General features: G+C 35.8%; 11 protein-coding genes and 1 pseudogene. 6 read left to right on the top strand and 6 right to left on the bottom strand.

Annotated elements, in window-relative coordinates; translation table 11 throughout:
- Nucleotides 1–128: 128 nt before the first annotated feature.
- Together HGC4_RS17355 and HGC4_RS17360 are read right to left on the bottom strand one after the other, a co-directional pair.
- A complete protein-coding gene (locus tag HGC4_RS17355) occupies nt 129–728 on the bottom strand; it encodes an RNA polymerase sigma-70 factor (protein WP_082204230.1) in 600 nt (199 codons plus the stop codon).
- Between the two features lie 160 nt (nt 729–888).
- Nucleotides 889–1,542 (bottom strand): metal-dependent transcriptional regulator, encoded by a 654-nt coding sequence (locus HGC4_RS17360; RefSeq protein WP_050711404.1) that lies wholly within the window; start codon nt 1,540–1,542, stop codon nt 889–891.
- 183 nt (nt 1,543–1,725) lie between these two features.
- Between HGC4_RS17360 and HGC4_RS17365 the strand changes: the two genes are divergently transcribed.
- From HGC4_RS17365 to HGC4_RS17390, 6 genes and pseudogenes are all read left to right on the top strand, one after another.
- A complete protein-coding gene (locus HGC4_RS17365) occupies nt 1,726–2,004 on the top strand; it encodes a FeoA family protein (RefSeq protein WP_050711405.1) in 279 nt (92 codons plus the stop codon).
- A pseudogene (feoB, locus tag HGC4_RS17370) lies at nt 1,988–4,161 on the top strand (ferrous iron transport protein B). The gene HGC4_RS17365 and the pseudogene feoB overlap by 17 nt, the downstream one beginning before the upstream one ends.
- Nucleotides 4,162–4,427: 266 nt before the next feature.
- A complete protein-coding gene (locus HGC4_RS17375) occupies nt 4,428–5,372 on the top strand; it encodes a fimbrillin family protein (RefSeq protein ID WP_050711406.1) in 945 nt (314 codons plus the stop codon).
- A 10-nt stretch (nt 5,373–5,382) separates the two neighbouring features.
- On the top strand, nt 5,383–7,326 hold the full coding sequence (locus tag HGC4_RS17380; RefSeq protein WP_050711407.1) for a fimbrillin family protein: 1,944 nt from the start codon (nt 5,383–5,385) through the stop codon (nt 7,324–7,326).
- Between the two features lie 13 nt (nt 7,327–7,339).
- Entirely contained in the window at nt 7,340–9,253 is a 1,914-nt protein-coding gene (locus HGC4_RS17385; RefSeq protein WP_050711408.1) for a fimbrillin family protein, read from the top strand.
- 78 nt (nt 9,254–9,331) lie between these two features.
- Nucleotides 9,332–10,531 (top strand): BamA/TamA family outer membrane protein, encoded by a 1,200-nt coding sequence (locus HGC4_RS17390; protein WP_050711409.1) that lies wholly within the window; start codon nt 9,332–9,334, stop codon nt 10,529–10,531.
- A 29-nt stretch (nt 10,532–10,560) separates the two neighbouring features.
- On the opposite strand, the gene HGC4_RS17395 is transcribed toward HGC4_RS17390, so the two are convergent.
- From HGC4_RS17395 to HGC4_RS17410, 4 genes are all read right to left on the bottom strand, one after another.
- Complete coding sequence (locus tag HGC4_RS17395; RefSeq protein WP_082204231.1) at nt 10,561–11,409, bottom strand: polysaccharide deacetylase family protein; 849 nt, start codon at nt 11,407–11,409, stop codon at nt 10,561–10,563.
- Between the two features lie 173 nt (nt 11,410–11,582).
- Nucleotides 11,583–12,449 (bottom strand): phosphodiester glycosidase family protein, encoded by an 867-nt coding sequence (locus HGC4_RS17400; RefSeq protein ID WP_050711411.1) that lies wholly within the window; start codon nt 12,447–12,449, stop codon nt 11,583–11,585.
- The gene (locus tag HGC4_RS17405) at nt 12,446–12,829 is read right to left on the bottom strand and encodes a LytTR family transcriptional regulator DNA-binding domain-containing protein (protein ID WP_050711412.1); all 384 of its coding nucleotides are present in this window, start codon (nt 12,827–12,829) and stop codon (nt 12,446–12,448) included. The genes HGC4_RS17400 and HGC4_RS17405 overlap by 4 nt, the downstream gene beginning before the upstream one ends.
- Before the next feature lie 163 nt (nt 12,830–12,992).
- The gene (locus HGC4_RS17410; RefSeq protein WP_050711413.1) at nt 12,993–16,994 is read right to left on the bottom strand and encodes a hybrid sensor histidine kinase/response regulator transcription factor; all 4,002 of its coding nucleotides are present in this window, start codon (nt 16,992–16,994) and stop codon (nt 12,993–12,995) included.
- Nucleotides 16,995–17,025: the final 31 nt, after the last annotated feature.

A 17,025-nucleotide genomic window follows, 5' to 3' on the forward strand; every position in this document is an offset into this window, starting at 1 on the left:
AGATATAAATACCCCTAAACGAGTAGAGATATTTTTTTTATAAAATGATAATTATTGAATGGTATACTTTCAAATCGCAACAAACTATTGCCGTTGTACTCACTAAAGTAATTGATAAGTCTGAGACCTTATTTACTTAAAAACATGTATCCATGATGAAGAATAAGTGTGGTTAATAAAGGCAGTGCACTATTAGGACGGTTATAATGCTTGAGGATATATTCCCTTGTCTTTTTTATAGCTATCGACATTTGAGCCTCAACTGTTTTCACAGAAAGGTCTTTTTCTTCGGCTATTTCCTTATATGTTTTATTGAGTTCGCGGCTCAACAGAAATATTTCCTGACATTTGGGTGGTAAATCTTTAATGGCTTGTTGATAGACCAAACTAAATTCTTCCATATTCACACAGTCTTCCGACTTTTGTTTCTCAATCTCTCTATTTGCCCATTCCTCTATCAATACCGATCTGTTTTGCTCATCCCTCAGATGATTCAACATTCTGTTTCTTGCAGCATTATAGAGGTATGTTTTGATGAAGAATATATTTACGTTTTCTCTGTCTTCCCATAGTTTTATGAAAATATCCTGAATAATGTCTTCTATCAAAAACTGATCATGAGTATAATAATTCAAAAATGTACAAACATCCTTGAAGTATAAATCGAAGAACTCTTTTAGTGTAGTTTCATCAATTACAATTTTATTATGCTCTAATGATTTTACCATTAATTCACATCTTGCGATTTTGTTTAGAAATATTTAAGATTTCCCAAATCTAGTAATTATATTAGAAAAAAGTCAATCTTTATGAGAATATTGGGATCAGGCAGCTCTAACCTTAGAGAAAAAGGTCATCCTGAAAAGAAGAAGATAAGAGTATATTATTTTATAATTTCACAACAAGTAGCCTGTCACAGACAAACTTACTCAACACATCTGCTTTCGTATCTTGATAACTGATAGTCATACTTCCATCAAAATTTTCCACAGAGTTAATATTTAACTGAGTGCCTAGTACTAAACTGCGTTTGCTTAAGTAGTTCAGAAAATCTTCGGATGAATCGATTACTGCCGAAAAAGTAACGACTTCGCCAATCTTGCAATCGCTCAATCTATGATAATCTATTTGGGGAATATTTCCTTTTTTATCAGGAATAGGAGAACCGTGAGGGTCTATGTGCGGATGATTTAATAATTCGTCCATTCGATCAAAGAATACAACTGAATTGATATGCTCTATCTGTTCGGCTATTGAATGAACTTCTTCCCAACCCAAACCCATCTTTTCGTATAGAAACATTTCGGTCAGACGGTGTTTACGAAGAATTAAAGCTGCCTCTTGCCTGCCCTTTTCGGTCAACTTTAAAGGCTTGTAGCTTTCGTAATGAACTAAACCTTTCTCCGCAAACTTTTTCATCATGCTGTTTACGGTAGACATCTTTATGTCTAATGACTTGCTTAATTCATTAACAGTAGCTTCACCCAGTTTATTTTCCAGATAAAACAGATTTTTAAGATAGTTTTCTTCGGTTGGAGACATTGTACTACAAATATATATAAAAACAAAAGAATAATGAAAATAAGAATCGAATAAATTTGTTTTATTAATCTAACTTTCTAATTTTACAATTCTAATTACAATAGAAAGAGAACAAGAAGAATATTTTTTTGTTTCATAATTACTAAAAGTAATAAAAGGTCTGCGACCTAAAAAACGGAAACGATGGAAAATGAAGCTCTACAAATAGAAACTAAATTATCGGAACTCACCTACGGGGAAGAAGCCGAAATACTCGGTATTTCTGATAATTGCAAAGGCGAAATAAGAAGACGCTTGCTTGATTTAGGATTTGTGAGAGGCACCCGAATTACGGTTCAGAACATAAGTCCATTGAGTAATCCTGTTGCTTATAGTTTACGCAATACACTGATTGCTTTACGAAACGAACAAGCAAAGCTTATATTAATAAAAAAACTTTCTGACAATGACAAACGCTTGTAGTACATGCAAATATAATACTGTCTCTGATCTGAAAAAGATGGGAGAGCAAACTACTTCTTTTGACTATACGATAGCTCTTGCCGGAAATCCTAATACCGGAAAGAGTACTGTCTTTAATACCCTTACGGGGCTTAGACAACATACAGGAAATTGGCCGGGTAAAACAGTTACCACAGCTCAAGGGAGTTTTTCCTTTTTAGATAAGAAGTTTAAATTGGTTGATCTACCGGGAACTTACTCTCTATTATCTACCTCAGAGGACGAAGAGGTTGCTCGTGACTTTATTCTTTTCGGAAAACCCGATGTTACTATCGTGGTAGTAGATGCCAGCAGATTGGAACGAAACTTGAATCTGGCATTACAGATTCTGGAAATTACCAACAAAGTTGTTTTGTGCGTCAACTTAATGGATGAAGCTAAAAGACATAATATAGAAATAGATGACAGAACTCTTGCCCGAGATTTAGGTATTCCGGTTGTAACAACAAGTGCAAGATCGAATGAAGGCATAACTGATCTCTTGCATGCCGTACACGATTTAGCAATAGGTGAAATAGTTACAAAACCGTATCACTTCGAAGATATACCGAGAACAACCAATAAAGCAATTGAGAAATTAAATGACGAATTGCTAAAGTTATACCCTCAATTAGCAAACAGCCGATGGATTGCCATGCGTTTGCTGGAGGGTGACGAGAGTATAATAAAGGCTCTTAAAGAAGGGAGGTTGCATTGATGACAGAGGATAGAAACGAACTTGATAAGTTACTCGAACTAGCAGAGGATTTACGGAAAGATGTGGGAGATAACTACCACGATAATCTAACCGAGAGTTTTTATGCCGATGCTTCTAAAATTGTAAAGAACTCAGTTAAATCTGACGATCAACACCGTACATTTCGGGTTGATAGAGCTATTGATAATATTGTTACCAGCAAAATATGGGGTTTTCCTATTATGCTGCTTTTATTAGGCGTAGTACTTTGGCTGACTATAATAGGTGCAAATTATCCGTCTCAGCTATTATCGTCACTGTTTCTGGAAACAATTTACCCATTCTTGAAAAGTGGTGCAGAAAGCCTTAGTATTCCCGCATGGATTAGTGGATTACTTATCGACGGGGTTTATCTTTCTACTGCTTGGGTTGTAGCTGTAATGCTTCCACCAATGGCAATATTCTTTCCGTTATTTACATTAATGGAAGATTTTGGATATTTACCACGTATAGCTTTCAACTTAGACAATATATTTCGCAAAGCAGGGGCACATGGTAAGCAAGCCTTAACTATGAGTATGGGCTTTGGCTGCAACGCAGCAGGAGTAGTTGCAACACGTATAATAGACAGCCCTAGGGAAAGGCTTATTGCTATAATCACCAATAACTTTTCGCTGTGTAATGGACGATGGCCTACTCAAATTCTGATAGCTACCATCTTTATCGGAGCAGTTGTGCCAACAGGTTTGTCTCAATTGGTATCTACGGGATCGGTTATAGCTATTGCCGTATTAGGTATTGGTTTTACATTTCTGGTGTCTTGGTTTTTATCCAAAACCATGCTAAAAGGCGAAGCTTCATTCTTCATCTTGGAGTTACCTCCCTATCGCCCGCCAAGAATATGGCAAACAATATATACGTCTTTAATTGACAGAACATTGATAGTTCTAGGACGAGCTGTTGCATTTGCTGCACCTGCAGGAGCAATTATCTGGTTGATCAGCAATATTAATATTCAAGATCAAAGCATTGCCTTATGGTTAATAGAGGGGTTATCTCCTTTTGGGATCATACTTGGCTTAAATGGAGTTATCTTATTAGCATACATTCTGGCTATTCCTGCTAATGAAATTGTTATACCTACTATACTAATGCTTACCACGCTTACTTTCAGCAGCATGGGGGTTGGCAATGGTGCAGGTGTACTTTTCGACGGTTCAGAAAATGAGGTAGCTAATATTCTGCATGCCGGGGGATGGACATTACTCACCGGAATCAATTTAATGCTATTTAGCTTACTGCACAATCCATGTAGTACTACCATATACACTATCTACAAAGAAACACGCAGTATTAAATGGACTGCTGTTGCTTCGCTATTGCCTCTTTTATTAGGTATTTTTGTCTGCTTTATGGTAGCTCAAATCTGGCGATTATTTTAACATCTACACTTTTCTTACTCCTATAAATAAAATGCTTGCAGTTGGTCTAAAAAACAACTGCTTTTTTTGCAATAGTGTCCAAACAACACGATAATATACTTTTTTTATAAAAAAAAAGATTAATGCCATCAGATGCGCCTATCAAAATGATTAAATAATCATATCTTATTTTGACGAATGCACTACTTTTTAGATATTTATACATAACAACACGCCTTAGGAGCTTACTTATAGATAAGATTTAAGGTTATCAAAAACAAAGTAAAATGAAAAATAAAGCTTTCAAATTAACATTTCAGTATTGGTTTATTGGAATTCTTTTGAGTCCGATATTTTACTCTTGCGATGATAATTCGTCTGACATAGAAACTGAAGTAAACAACAAAATAGCTATAAACGCTAAAATCCGATCTATTCAACAAGATACAAGATCGACTTCTATGCAAGAATTTATCGAGAAAGATAAAATAGGCATCTATCTTGTAGATTACAAAGGATTGCAACCCGGTAATATCGGTGATATTAACGAGTATATGAATGTACTTCACACCTACGATGGTAATTTGTGGAATGCTGATATAGCGGGAGGGCTTTATTTCCGTAACGCTCAAACTGTATCCGATATATATGCCTATTATCCATACGATAATGAGATGGGAAGTATTGCAGGTAAAAAAGACCTCAACAAGTATTTATTTACAGTATCGCTAGATCAAACAGTATCTAATGGCACGAGTAGTGACTTCTTGTGGGGGAAAGTATCGGGTTTATCACCAGATAATAATACTGCCAATATAACATTCGAGCATATTTTGAGTAAATGTATTATCAATCTGAAATACAGTGATTCTTCTATAAATGAGAATAATGCTTCGTTTGAGATACATAACATCAAAGCTTCGGCACTTATTGATATGAGTATAGGAAAAGCAACCTCAGCAGGGAGTAATCAGATTATAGTACCCAATAACAGAACTGATATACCAACAGGTTACAAGCTAGCATACGAAGCGATTGTAGTACCTCAGATTATAAAAGCGGGTACACCTCTGTTTGCTATAAGGTATAACTATACAGATCTTATGTTTGTCACACAACAAGATATAGAATTTTCACCTCAAAAGGTATATACTTTCAATATGACGATAAATACATTGGGACGTTCATCAGCAACTGTTTCTCTAGAAAATATAAGTATTGCAACATTCTAAATAAACATGTATGATTATAAAAAATAAAATTAAACAGCATATATCTTTTTCATTATCAATGCTACTCACTCTAATGGGAGTTTTCTTCTTAGGAGCATGCAGCCATGATAACGAAGATTTTATCGAGCAGGATAATTTCATTAGAATAGCTCCGTCTATTTTGGAAACTAGAACCAAAATAGTTGGAAGCAACTTTGAAACAAATGATCAGATAGGCTTATACATTGTACCATTTACAAATAGCAATAATACTGCCGGTAGTATCGGTACAAACAATTATGCATCAAATCTTAAGCATGTGTTCAATGGTAAGGCATGGAGTTTAGATAATGGGTCTAAAATTTCATGGCCTAATCCGACTTCTAAAATTGATATATATGCCTATTCCCCATACGATTCGAACCTCTCGGGAAGTAATCCGACAGCATATTCGTTTACTGTAAAAACCGATCAGCAAACCAAATTGGGATACAATGCAAGTGATTTTTTATGGGCTAAATCGGTTTCAACAGCACCAACAACAAGTGCCATAGACTTATCGTTTTCGCATCGATTGAGCAAAGTGAAGGTAAATATCAAATCTGAAATAGACTTATCTGCCGACGAGATAAAGAATGCTATCGTAAAAATCAGAAATACGAAGGGAACGGGTATCGTAAACCTCCAAAACGGGCAAGTAACACCTCAAGAAGGAAGTTTAGTAGACATACTTCCTCTTAGATATGCTACTCCCGTAACAGGATATGACATTAGTGTAGAAGGTATTATTATACCCCAAACTCTGTCAATAGGTTCTAGATTGGTAGATATAAATTTTGACACCAACAGAATAGGCTATGTGTACGATATGGATGCAGCATTAACTTTTGAAAGCGGCAAAGAGCGTACTATTAATCTAACGATTACACAAACCGGTATGACGGTTACAGTAGGCGAGATTAAAGATTGGCAGCCTGCACCAGTAGTTGAAGGGAATATAGATCAGTCGATAGGAAAAGCTATGGATCTTAGTAAAATAGATTGGAATAAATCGCTGGTACATAACGTATATGATGCCAGTGGATACAAAGTAGCGATAGTCGTCAAAGAGTATTTGTCGTTAAAAACAGCAACCCCTCAAACAATAGATAATCAGGCAATAGTAATATATCCCGTAGATGCCAATGAAAATCCTCTTTTAAACAGAGGCTTTGTAGCTCAGGTTATGAGTAATACAATAAATAATACTACTTACGAATATGACCCGCTTCAAACAAATGTGCATGGCGGAGCCGTAAGCTGGAATACCAGTACCAATGCAGTTGCAAGTTATACAGCAGGGAATTTACCCTTGATCAATAAGGTCGAACTTACTTCGGGTAGCATATTAAGAGCTACTGCTGATAATTATATCTGCCGATTGACAATCTCTCCCGATCTCGTTACTGACATTGACAACAATACGTACAGAGTAGTAAAAACGGGAACACAGTATTGGACATTAGACAACCTAAAAGTTGAAAGATATAGAAACGGGGTAAATATACCTCATTACTACTACAGCAATAACCCTATTTATAAAGATGTATATGGGACAATGTATAATTGGAATGCAGTTGCAGATGCAAATGAAATTGCACCTGAGGGCTGGCATCTGCCAACAAAAGCCGAACTCGAAACTTTAAATAAGTTTGGAGGGAGCGCTGCAACCAATTTAAAACATGTGGGCAGTTGGTCTATCATGTCTACAAACAATACAGGGTATGGTATGCTACCCGGAGGCTTAATGCAGATAGTAAACACATTTGAATCTTTTTCGGGGATTGCACTTGTTGCCTATGTATGGACATCAACGCCCGTCTCAACAACAAGTACCAGTGCTTATGCAATGAGAATATATAATTCGGGAACGGTTGATTTCCCTAGTTTTCCTAAAGTTTCGGCATTTTACGTACGTCTTATAAAAAACAACTAAACAAATATATTTCATGATTCGACATGTAAGAAAAATTAGTTTTACAAGCAATATATATACCTCTTTTTTCATAATTGTTACTACAATGATGGGGCTTCTTTTCGCAGGCTGCTCGCATGAGGACGATTTCGAGAATGAAAGCAGTGGTGAGTATCTGCAACTAGCTTCGCACATAGGTCTTAGACAAACACGTATAACTGATAATAATTTTGAAAAAGACGATCATATAGGTGTTTATGTTGTAGAATATAATGAAGACAATATAACTCCGGGACAAATTGGTGTATCAAACTTTGCATCCAATAAAAGACATACATTCAACGGAACTGAGTGGTTGATGGATGCCGGCAATAAGATGTCTTGGCCAAACAGACCTAAAGTAGATATCTATGCATATGCCCCTTACAGCGAAGCATTGCCTAATCCAAAGAACTATACGTTTATGGTACAAGGCAATCAAAAAATAGAGGAAAGATATCGGGCTAGCGATTTTCTATGGGCTAAAACCTCAGACTTATCACCAACAAAAGAGGATGTTCACCTTACTTTTACTCATAGAATGAGTAAAATAAAACTAAATATAAAATCTGAAAATGGATTTCTGGCAGACCGATTGCCAAATTCCTTTGTAAGAATTACAAATACAAAAGTGGAAGGCTCTATCGATTTATCAAATGGAAATGTAATTCCTTCTGAAACATCACTAATAGCAAATATTTCTCCCGGACAATCTACTGTTACAGAATCGGGATATGAAATTAGTCTGACAGGCATTATAGTACCTCAAACTCTTAGTGCTAAAACGGGCATTTTTGCTATAGTATTCGTAGAGGATGGGGCACGATATAATTATAAGTTAGAGGAATCTATTACTTTCGAATCGGGAAAAGAATATACATTTGATATTACACTTAGCCCGATGAAAATAACGGTAACAACAGGTGCCATTGCAGACTGGATTTTAGATGATCCGATAAAGGATGACATGGAAGAATTAAGTACGAAGGTTCTAAACTTAAATGACATCGATTGGACAACATCTCTTGTACAGAAAGTATTCGACAACAATGTACAAGTAGCCCAAGTTTGCAAAGAATACCTTTTTAAATCGGGGTCGATAGATGCTCAGGCAATTGTTGTATATCCTATGGCGAAAGGTAAACCTGATCTGACAAATGGCTTTGTGGCTCAAGTTATGATTCGGAAGATGAATGCTGCAACCAACAGCTTTGATCCTCTCCAAACATCGGTACATGGTGGCAAGGTCTCTTGGAGTGACAAGGCAATAGCTACATATACTGAGGGGAAACAAGCTCTTTTCTCAAAAGTTGAGATAAGCAACAAAGGGATAATAGGGGTTACTGACAATATTGTATATGGTTTAAAAGCTGAACCCGAATTACAAAAAGATATTGATGGTAACAATTATAAACTTGTAAAAATAGGAACTCAATATTGGATGACCGAAAATTTACGAGTTGAGCATTACAGAAACGGAAATCCAATCAATTATGCTTACTATAACGATGATAGAGCTTATAAAATTCAATATGGAGCAATGTATGATTGGAATGCCATAATGGATTCGCAGGGAATAGCTCCCGAGGGTTGGCATGTACCTTCAACTGAAGAAATAAATACTCTAGTTACTTATTTGGGTACAACTTCTGTTGCAAATAAATTATCAATGCAAGGCGACAGCTCCACGGATAATATTACGGGGTTTTCGGGGCAGTTAGGCGGAGTAAGAACGCAAGATTTTAAATTCTCTCAAAAAGATATATATGGTTATTATTGGACAACAACACTTTATTCGGATGTATTGTATGCCAACCGATATTTTATATACAAAAATAATGTGAATCTAAATTTCCAATTAAATTCTCTTAGAACCATAAGTAATTCGGTAAGACTTATCAGAAACTAAGCAAAGAGTTTTATCTATTATGATGAACTATTTCTCAAGAATACGGTTCATTAGATAGTATCTTATCTAATGAACCTAATGAAGAGAACGTTTATAACGATTCAACTGACAATAGTATTTATCTTGGCTGCATTCACGATAAAGGCTCAAGAGAAAAAAGTAAATATCATCCCATTTCCCGTTCTTGCAACCAATCCAACCGTAGGTTTCGCATTCGGCGTATCTCCCGGATTTACATGGTACATGGGCGATCAGCAAAACACCAGCATGTCGTCTGTTGTGGCATCATTGGTCTATACTACAAATCAGCAATTTTTATTCAGTACCAGAGGAAATACTTTTTTGGAAGGTGACAAATGGAATATCATGGCAGACCTCAGGTATCAGATAACTTCGCAACCTACCTATGGACTAGGTACAGGAAGCGGCTCTATACATCCTTTGGTAAATAACGATTACGGATATTCGGAAAGACATTATCTAAAAAAACATCAGATGATGGAATATGATCTCATAAGAGCTTATATGACAACTCTGAGGAAGCATGAAGACACTCGTTTCTTTTATGGTTTAGGATACCATCTGGATGTAATATATAATATAGACGACAATTTACTCGATCTGGATACTGTACCTCAACAAGTAACCCAGCATTACCGCTACAACAAACTCAAAGGTTTCAGCACAAAAGGCAATACGGTATCGGGTGTATCTCTCAATTTGATGTACGACAGCAGAGACAATGTGGCGAACCCTTATTCGGGACGCTATGCCTTTGCTAGTTGGAGGTTGAACCCTAAATTGATTGGAAGTACACAAAATTCGAGTACACTTTGGCTGGAATATCGCGACTACTTTAATTTATCTAAAGAACGCCCCCGTCACCTCATTGGTATATGGACATACGGATGGTTTGTTACAAGTGGTAACTTACCCTATATGAATCTGCCCGCCATTGGCTGGGATATGTTCAGCAGATCGGGAAGAGCTTACACTTCGGGACGTTTCAGAGGTGAAGATTTGATATATACCGAGGTTGAATACCGTTTTCCCTTACAAGCAAATAGCGACCTCTTGGGTGGTGTAATTTTTGCCAATACCACCACAGCGAGTAGCCGTACAGAGAATATAGATCTTTTTCAGAATGTAAACCTAGCTTACGGTTTAGGCTTGCGCGTTATGATTAACAAGAAGAGCCGTTCTAATGTCAATCTCGATTACGGATGGGCAACCAACGGCTCACAAGGGTTCTTTATATCACTAAATGAGGTATTCTAAAAAAGCTTTCTGTTGCCATCAAGAAACCATCATTCGGGATATGCACTTAGATATTCGAAGCAATAATTGTTATCTTTTAATTTAGTAATCAATTCTCTAAGATCGTTTTTCTCACCTACCTTTGCAAACATTTGGTCGTGCATTAACAGTACAACATGGTTCGCTGTAAACGTTCTGGAAGAGTTATAAGAGGCTTCAATCTCTTCAACCAATTCGTCAATGGTTTGTTTAGGCATATAATCTTTTGCATCGTAATTCCACTCTACATCCCAACCAAATACTTTATAACCATTCTTTACCAATAAATCGGCAGAGGTAGCTCCTGTTTGATTATAGTTCTTTTTTCTTTCCCCTATCTGCCACAAATTACGTCCGGGTAGGCGTGTAATCTTATGAGTGATATCAAAGTCTGACTGATTTTTATCAAAGTCTTCTAAAACCAATTCGGGGTTCTTATAAAAATCAACATATCTATTATTAGCATGCGAATAACTGTGGTTATAAATCTCAATATTGGGATTCTGTTGAAGCATCTTATAATATCTCGAAAATCTACTGCTTCCATCTATGGCATTGCCTACAACAAACAGACTAGTCTTTATCTTTTCACTTGATATAATACTATCAATATACATACTTCCGTTGAGAGGAGCATCGTCAATTGTGAGGTAAATATATTTTCGGGTACTCAACGAGTCGCTCTTTTCAATAGTTGCAGTAGTTTCAATTATTGAATCCGAAACTAGATCAGGATAAGAAATAGAATCAGCAACCGAAACAGCATCAATTCCTATATCTTGACTATTATCAAACTCGGAACAACTTATATTCATAAGTAATAAGAGCGTAAAGAAGAGGAGTGTTTTTTTCTTTTTCATGACCTTTTAGAGTTAATGTTAGTTAGTATGTTATTATATAAGTGTCAGTTAGAGTGTTTCTATTAGGTATAAAATCTCCAGTAGGCAAGACTTACGCTTGTCAAAAAAGACATATGATTCTCTAGTCGAAGAAACTACTTCAACCTTAATCAGCTAATATTTAATGGATTATTTTATTTACTATGCCAAGTTATGTATGAGATATTTTCGGGAACATCCGATAACTCTTCCCCAAACTCTTGTAAAACTCCTTCTTTGTTGTGATACCATCCAAAGGCATTCCCTCCCACCAGATATATGGCATCGGATACACCTATATCAATCAATGCCTGCGAAAAGTCGTGAAACGATTCGTTATTTCGGCTCTCTATCATCATTACCTGCTCGTTACGAACAGCAAGGGCACGACGTATCGATTTGTTTTTAGGCTTATTCTCAACCAATTCTCCATTCTGCACCAGAGGGTACTGTCTGAAAAAAGAGCCTTTATTTGCAATCACTTGCTCCAATAAAGGGGTATACTCTCCCACCCCAATAGAAACCGTTTTATCTTGAATGGCACAAAATCCTTTTTTAGCAACTCCTTTTGATAGTTGCTCTCCTGAAAGAACAAAGTCTCCTACAATTTTCTGATTATCCTTACGTATATCGGCAGCCATTGCAGCATATAGAATAGAGGAATCCGATCTGTCGGGCATCCCTAACGATAGAGACATTGTAGCTCCATTAGGTATATATATTAATAGAGGTACATCATTTATAGTATCCGATAGAACTTCAATGTATCCTTCTTTACTCGGACTGCTAATAGTATCAATTGTTATAGATATACTTTCTGACGTTGTTTCTTCAGGTTCAAAGTAATATTCGGGAGCTTGTTCCTTTGTTAGGAAGAAAAACAAAAGGCTTGCTAAGATTATTAAAGAACAGATAGTCAGAATAAGCCACTTCACTCTGGTTGTAAGCCCTTTTCTTTTTTCCTTAATTTCAGAGCCAAGAATATATACTTCGTTATCTTGTTTATTCTTCTTTGTCATCATATTCCAATCCTCCTACTTTTTATACTATCCTCCAACACTGTCTTAAGAGCCTTCAATGCTTCTTTCGAAGCCGAAAGCGTAAATTTATTAGAGAAACTACCATCCGAAAGTACAATCTGTTGCTTTGAGACATTTACGTAGTAGATATACTTACCATTAATAATGAGGCTTTTTCCTAAACGAATAAATGTTTGCGCATCAGTACCCAATTGCTGCTCTATTATTTTTTCGAACGAAGCCAGATTGAAAGAAAACACATGCTCGTCTTTATCTACAAGTGTCATCGTAGAATAATTCCCCTCCGACAGTATGTACACAATCCGTTCGGGGGTAACCCTCACGACTTCATTGCTATTGGTTAATACTAAATACTTTGACATCCTTCATTTTTTAATAAGAACAAAGATATGTCTTTCCAAACATATAATAATACCTATTTATCCCCATTTCATAAAATAGCATACTGGTTGTATGAAATGATCGGAATTGATGATGAAATGATATTTGAGAATAAACTAATTCTGATACAATACAAGATTTACGTTACTTCTTAGTATAATCTTTAGGTAAAATTTCGAACTGCTTATAAAAACATTTTGTGAAATAGGATGGAGAATTAAACCCAACCATATAACATACTTCATTCACGTGTGCTACATCTTCTTTGAGTAATCGGGCAGCTTTTTTCAAACGTTCGAGACGCAAAAATTCATTGGGGCTAACTCCCACAATTCCTTTAATTTTTCGATAAAAACTCGATCGGCTCATAAAGAAAGTATCTGCCATATCATCAATACTAAAATTGGGATTACTTAAATTCGATTGGATTATTTCGTTCAATTTGGCTAGGAATTCCTCATCAGGTTTTGTGATTGCCATTGTATCGGCAGCCACAAAGGGCGATTTTGTAAATGCTTCGCGTACCTTTTCTCTGTTCTGCAATAAGTTTGCAACACTAGCCAAAAGATATTCATTCGAAAATGGCTTTTCGATATAAGCATCTGCTCCCGTATCCATTGCTTCTATTTTCGATTGCAAGTTGGTTTTGGCAGTAAGTAGTATAATGGGCACATGACTATAATTTAAATCCGATTTTATGGCTTTACATAATTCAAAGCCATCCATCTGTGGCATCATAATATCACTGATGATTAAATTGACAGAGGTGTTATCGAGAATTTCTAATGCCTGAACTCCATTTTCGGCAGTAAGAACGTCATAATCATCGGACAATACTCTACTGACAAATAGTAGCATCTCTTGATTATCCTCAACAAGTAAGATAGATGGTTGATTGCTCTTTTCTTTATCCATCTTATGAAGACTACTAATTGGCGAATGATGTGTAATAGTTGAGTTACCTACTATTTGAATAGTATTCTCTTGAAAAACAGGAAGCGTAAGATAAAAGCTGTTTACGGTTAACTCTTCATCCATATACAAATTACCATGATGCAACTCGGCAAGCGAGCGAGACAAGGCTAAACCGATTCCCGTACCCACAGTTGCTTTTTGCGATTCGTCTATATTATACCTTACAAATGGTTTGAAAATTTCATTCCTCATCTCTTTAGGTATAACAGGACCATCGTTTACTATACTGATATGAAAAACATTATCTTCACTATTACCAATTACTAACGAAACATGAACATAAGTTTCTGAATACTTGATGGCATTGTTAAACAGATTGCTGAGTATTTTGGTAAATGCCTCTTTATCTACATGAGCAAAAAAATCATGCTGAGACATATTCAGCTTAAAATCAAGCTCTTTTTGTTTTTCTAGGGGAATAAAACGTATTGATGTCTCTCGTAGGATTTCAGAGACATTACACTCTATAAAATTCATGGTAATGCCTTGTATTTCTGTCTTTCTAAAATCGAGAAGCTGGTTTGTCAGATTAAGCAAGCGCGATGTATTTTTACTCATTATATCCAGATCGAGACTTGTTTCATCATCTACGTTTCCTTTCTTTATTATATTGTCAAGAGGTCCTTTTATAAGAGTCAAAGGTGTGCGTATCTCGTGGGCAACATTCGTGAAGAACTCTATCTTAGTATTATATAATTCCCGCTCCTTCTTTTGATTAAATAAGCTTAGCAAACGACGCTGCTTCCGCTCATTGCGTATTTTGATGTATCTGAAGAATAAGAATACAGACCCAACAATAATCAAAAAATAAAGTATATATGCCCAAACTGACAAATAAAACGGTGGCAGTATCTTTATATACAATTGAGTTTCTTTCTCATTCCATACACCATCGCTATTTGATCCCCGTACTTTAAATACATACTCTCCATGCCCTATATTAGAATATGTAATCAATGAACTTTCTGTTACAGGAAGCCAATCTTTATCGAAACCTTCGAGTTTATACATCAGCTTATTCATTTCGGGAGCTTGATAACTCATGGCTGCAATACGCAGAGAAAAAGAATTTTGCTTCGAGCTAAGTTCTATTGAATCCAAAAATGTTATACTTTTTGTCAGTGGAGAATTAGAGCCTCCCACTTCTACCTTTTGATTGAACAGTAAAAAATCGGTAATCACAACCGGTGGAATATATTTATTCTCGGAGAAAGAGTTCGGATTAAAAGATATAAGCCCATCAATACTTCCGAATAAAATTGTACCATCGTCTGACTTAAAGCCCGATTTGTAATTAAACTGATTACTTAACAGCCCATTTGCTACCGTAAAAACTCGTATTGATTTATCTTCGGGATTAAATTTCACAAGCCCATTATTTGTAGTTATCCAAAAGAAGCCATTATCATCTTCTACTATCTGAAAAACGACATCGTTAGGCATTCCATTAGACGAATTGTATTGTACAAATGTTTCTTTCTCTGCATCAAATCGGCAAAAACCTCGCCCTTGTGTTGTCAGCCATATTCGCTTTTTACTATCTTCGAAAATACTTAGCACCTTATTATAAGGCAGACTATTTTCTACTTTCTCATTATGTGTGTAGTGTGTCCACTTATCTTTATTTATGTCGTATCTGAAAGCTCCATTTACATAAGTAGCCAACCATAGATTACCTTTCGAATCTTCTTTTATATCATAAACGAAGATATTTTTCAATTCAGGAATCTCTGTAAAGTCATTCGTAGCTTTGTTATAACGCAAAAGACCAAATAGTGTACCTAAATATATATCACCCGTACGTGTTTTGCATATTGTAAATACACTGTTATCATTCAACGAATTACTATGATCTCCTTTTATATATGATTTTATAATCTGCTTCTTCGAATCAATCACTTTTACTCCTTTCGAAAAAGTACCAACCCATAGATTATCTCCGTCCATACATAAACCATGTACATTGGTAAAATCTTTACTGGGAGCAAAAAAATCAAAAGTATTTGTTTTTGTATTGAAATTATACAATCCGTTATCTTCTGTTCCAATCCATAAAGAGCCATCGGTACTCTCACATATTTCTCTAACTCTGCGTCCTTGCAGATCGGTGTTTCTACCAGTAGGATAGTATTTCTTGAAATAGGTGTACTGTTTAGGTAGATAGTTAATACCATCAAAATAGGTTCCTATCCACAACCCATCTTCTCTATCTACAAAAAGGCTGTACACCGCATTGTCTGATAAGGAATAAGGATCGTAAGCCGAACTACGAAGATGAGTACTCTTATCTGTCTTAAAATTGTAAATATAGATTCCCGATTCAGTTCCTATCCACAGTTCATTATCCTGATAGGGAATAAAATCCCTAACAAATACAAACTCTCCCAACTTATCGGAAAGAGATAAGTTTCTTATTTTATGAGTCGATAGATCGACCTCTTTCATCCCACTTTTTTCAGAACCAACATATAAGCAATTATAAGGTCCAAGATAGGTTTTAGATATAACTTCATCTTTAAAAAGCTCCTTGCCATCCTCAGCTTTCAAAGGATTCAATGTCTTCAAATTATCCTTAGAGAAGAACAAACCGCCTTCATAGAAAGATACCCATACTGTTCCCGTTTTATCAATATTAAAGCTTCTTATATTACTCTTCTTCAATTGATAATTAGTGAAGCTTTGTGTCTGCGAGTTATAGCAATACAAGCCTTGCATTTCTGCAACAATCCAAATATTACCTTCTTTGTCTCCTGTGATTATTGTTACTGTTTTTTCGACAACACTTCCATCGGTTGCTTTCAAGGTAAAAGGTCTGAAAATTTCTTCTTCCGGATAGTAAATATAGATTCCGGCATCTGTACCTACCCATATATTACCCTCATTATCTTCGAACAAAGTTGTGACAAAACTATTCCCCAAACTATGTTCTTTTTGTGGCGTATACTTAAATATCTGGAAAGATTGCCCGTCGAACCGGTTGAGACCATCTTTAGTTCCAAACCACATAAAGCCATTACGATCCTGTATAATCGTATTAACCGTATTTTGAGATAAGCCATGTGTAATATTTAGCCTTTTAAAATAGTAGTTATCCTTATTTTGGAACGGATAAGTTTTGGAATAAAAACTTCCCAACAAAATAAGGATAAGGATAGCAACTGTTTTTTTCATATTATCTATTCGAAAAATTCTGAGATTAGTT

Origin of the sequence: Dysgonomonas sp. HGC4 (assembly GCF_001261715.1) — a bacterium.
Taxonomy (GTDB): Bacteria; Bacteroidota; Bacteroidia; order Bacteroidales; family Dysgonomonadaceae; genus Dysgonomonas_A.

Excerpts from the sequence above, each read along its gene's own strand:
- HGC4_RS17400 (WP_050711411.1), bottom strand. The coding sequence starts at position 12,449 with ATGATGACAAAGAAGAATAAACAAGATAACGAAGTATATATTCTTGGC.
- HGC4_RS17360 (WP_050711404.1), bottom strand. The coding sequence starts at position 1,542 with ATGTCTCCAACCGAAGAAAACTATCTTAAAAATCTGTTTTATCTGGAA.
- HGC4_RS17395 (WP_082204231.1), bottom strand. The coding sequence starts at position 11,409 with ATGAAAAAGAAAAAAACACTCCTCTTCTTTACGCTCTTATTACTTATG.
- HGC4_RS17390 (WP_050711409.1), top strand. The coding sequence starts at position 9,332 with ATGAAGAGAACGTTTATAACGATTCAACTGACAATAGTATTTATCTTG.
- HGC4_RS17375 (WP_050711406.1), top strand. The coding sequence starts at position 4,428 with ATGAAAAATAAAGCTTTCAAATTAACATTTCAGTATTGGTTTATTGGA.
- HGC4_RS17385 (WP_050711408.1), top strand. The coding sequence starts at position 7,340 with ATGATTCGACATGTAAGAAAAATTAGTTTTACAAGCAATATATATACC.
- HGC4_RS17405 (WP_050711412.1), bottom strand. The coding sequence starts at position 12,829 with ATGTCAAAGTATTTAGTATTAACCAATAGCAATGAAGTCGTGAGGGTT.
- HGC4_RS17355 (WP_082204230.1), bottom strand. The coding sequence starts at position 728 with ATGGTAAAATCATTAGAGCATAATAAAATTGTAATTGATGAAACTACA.
- HGC4_RS17380 (WP_050711407.1), top strand. The coding sequence starts at position 5,383 with ATGATTATAAAAAATAAAATTAAACAGCATATATCTTTTTCATTATCA.
- HGC4_RS17365 (WP_050711405.1), top strand. The coding sequence starts at position 1,726 with ATGGAAAATGAAGCTCTACAAATAGAAACTAAATTATCGGAACTCACC.
- HGC4_RS17410 (WP_050711413.1), bottom strand. The coding sequence starts at position 16,994 with ATGAAAAAAACAGTTGCTATCCTTATCCTTATTTTGTTGGGAAGTTTT.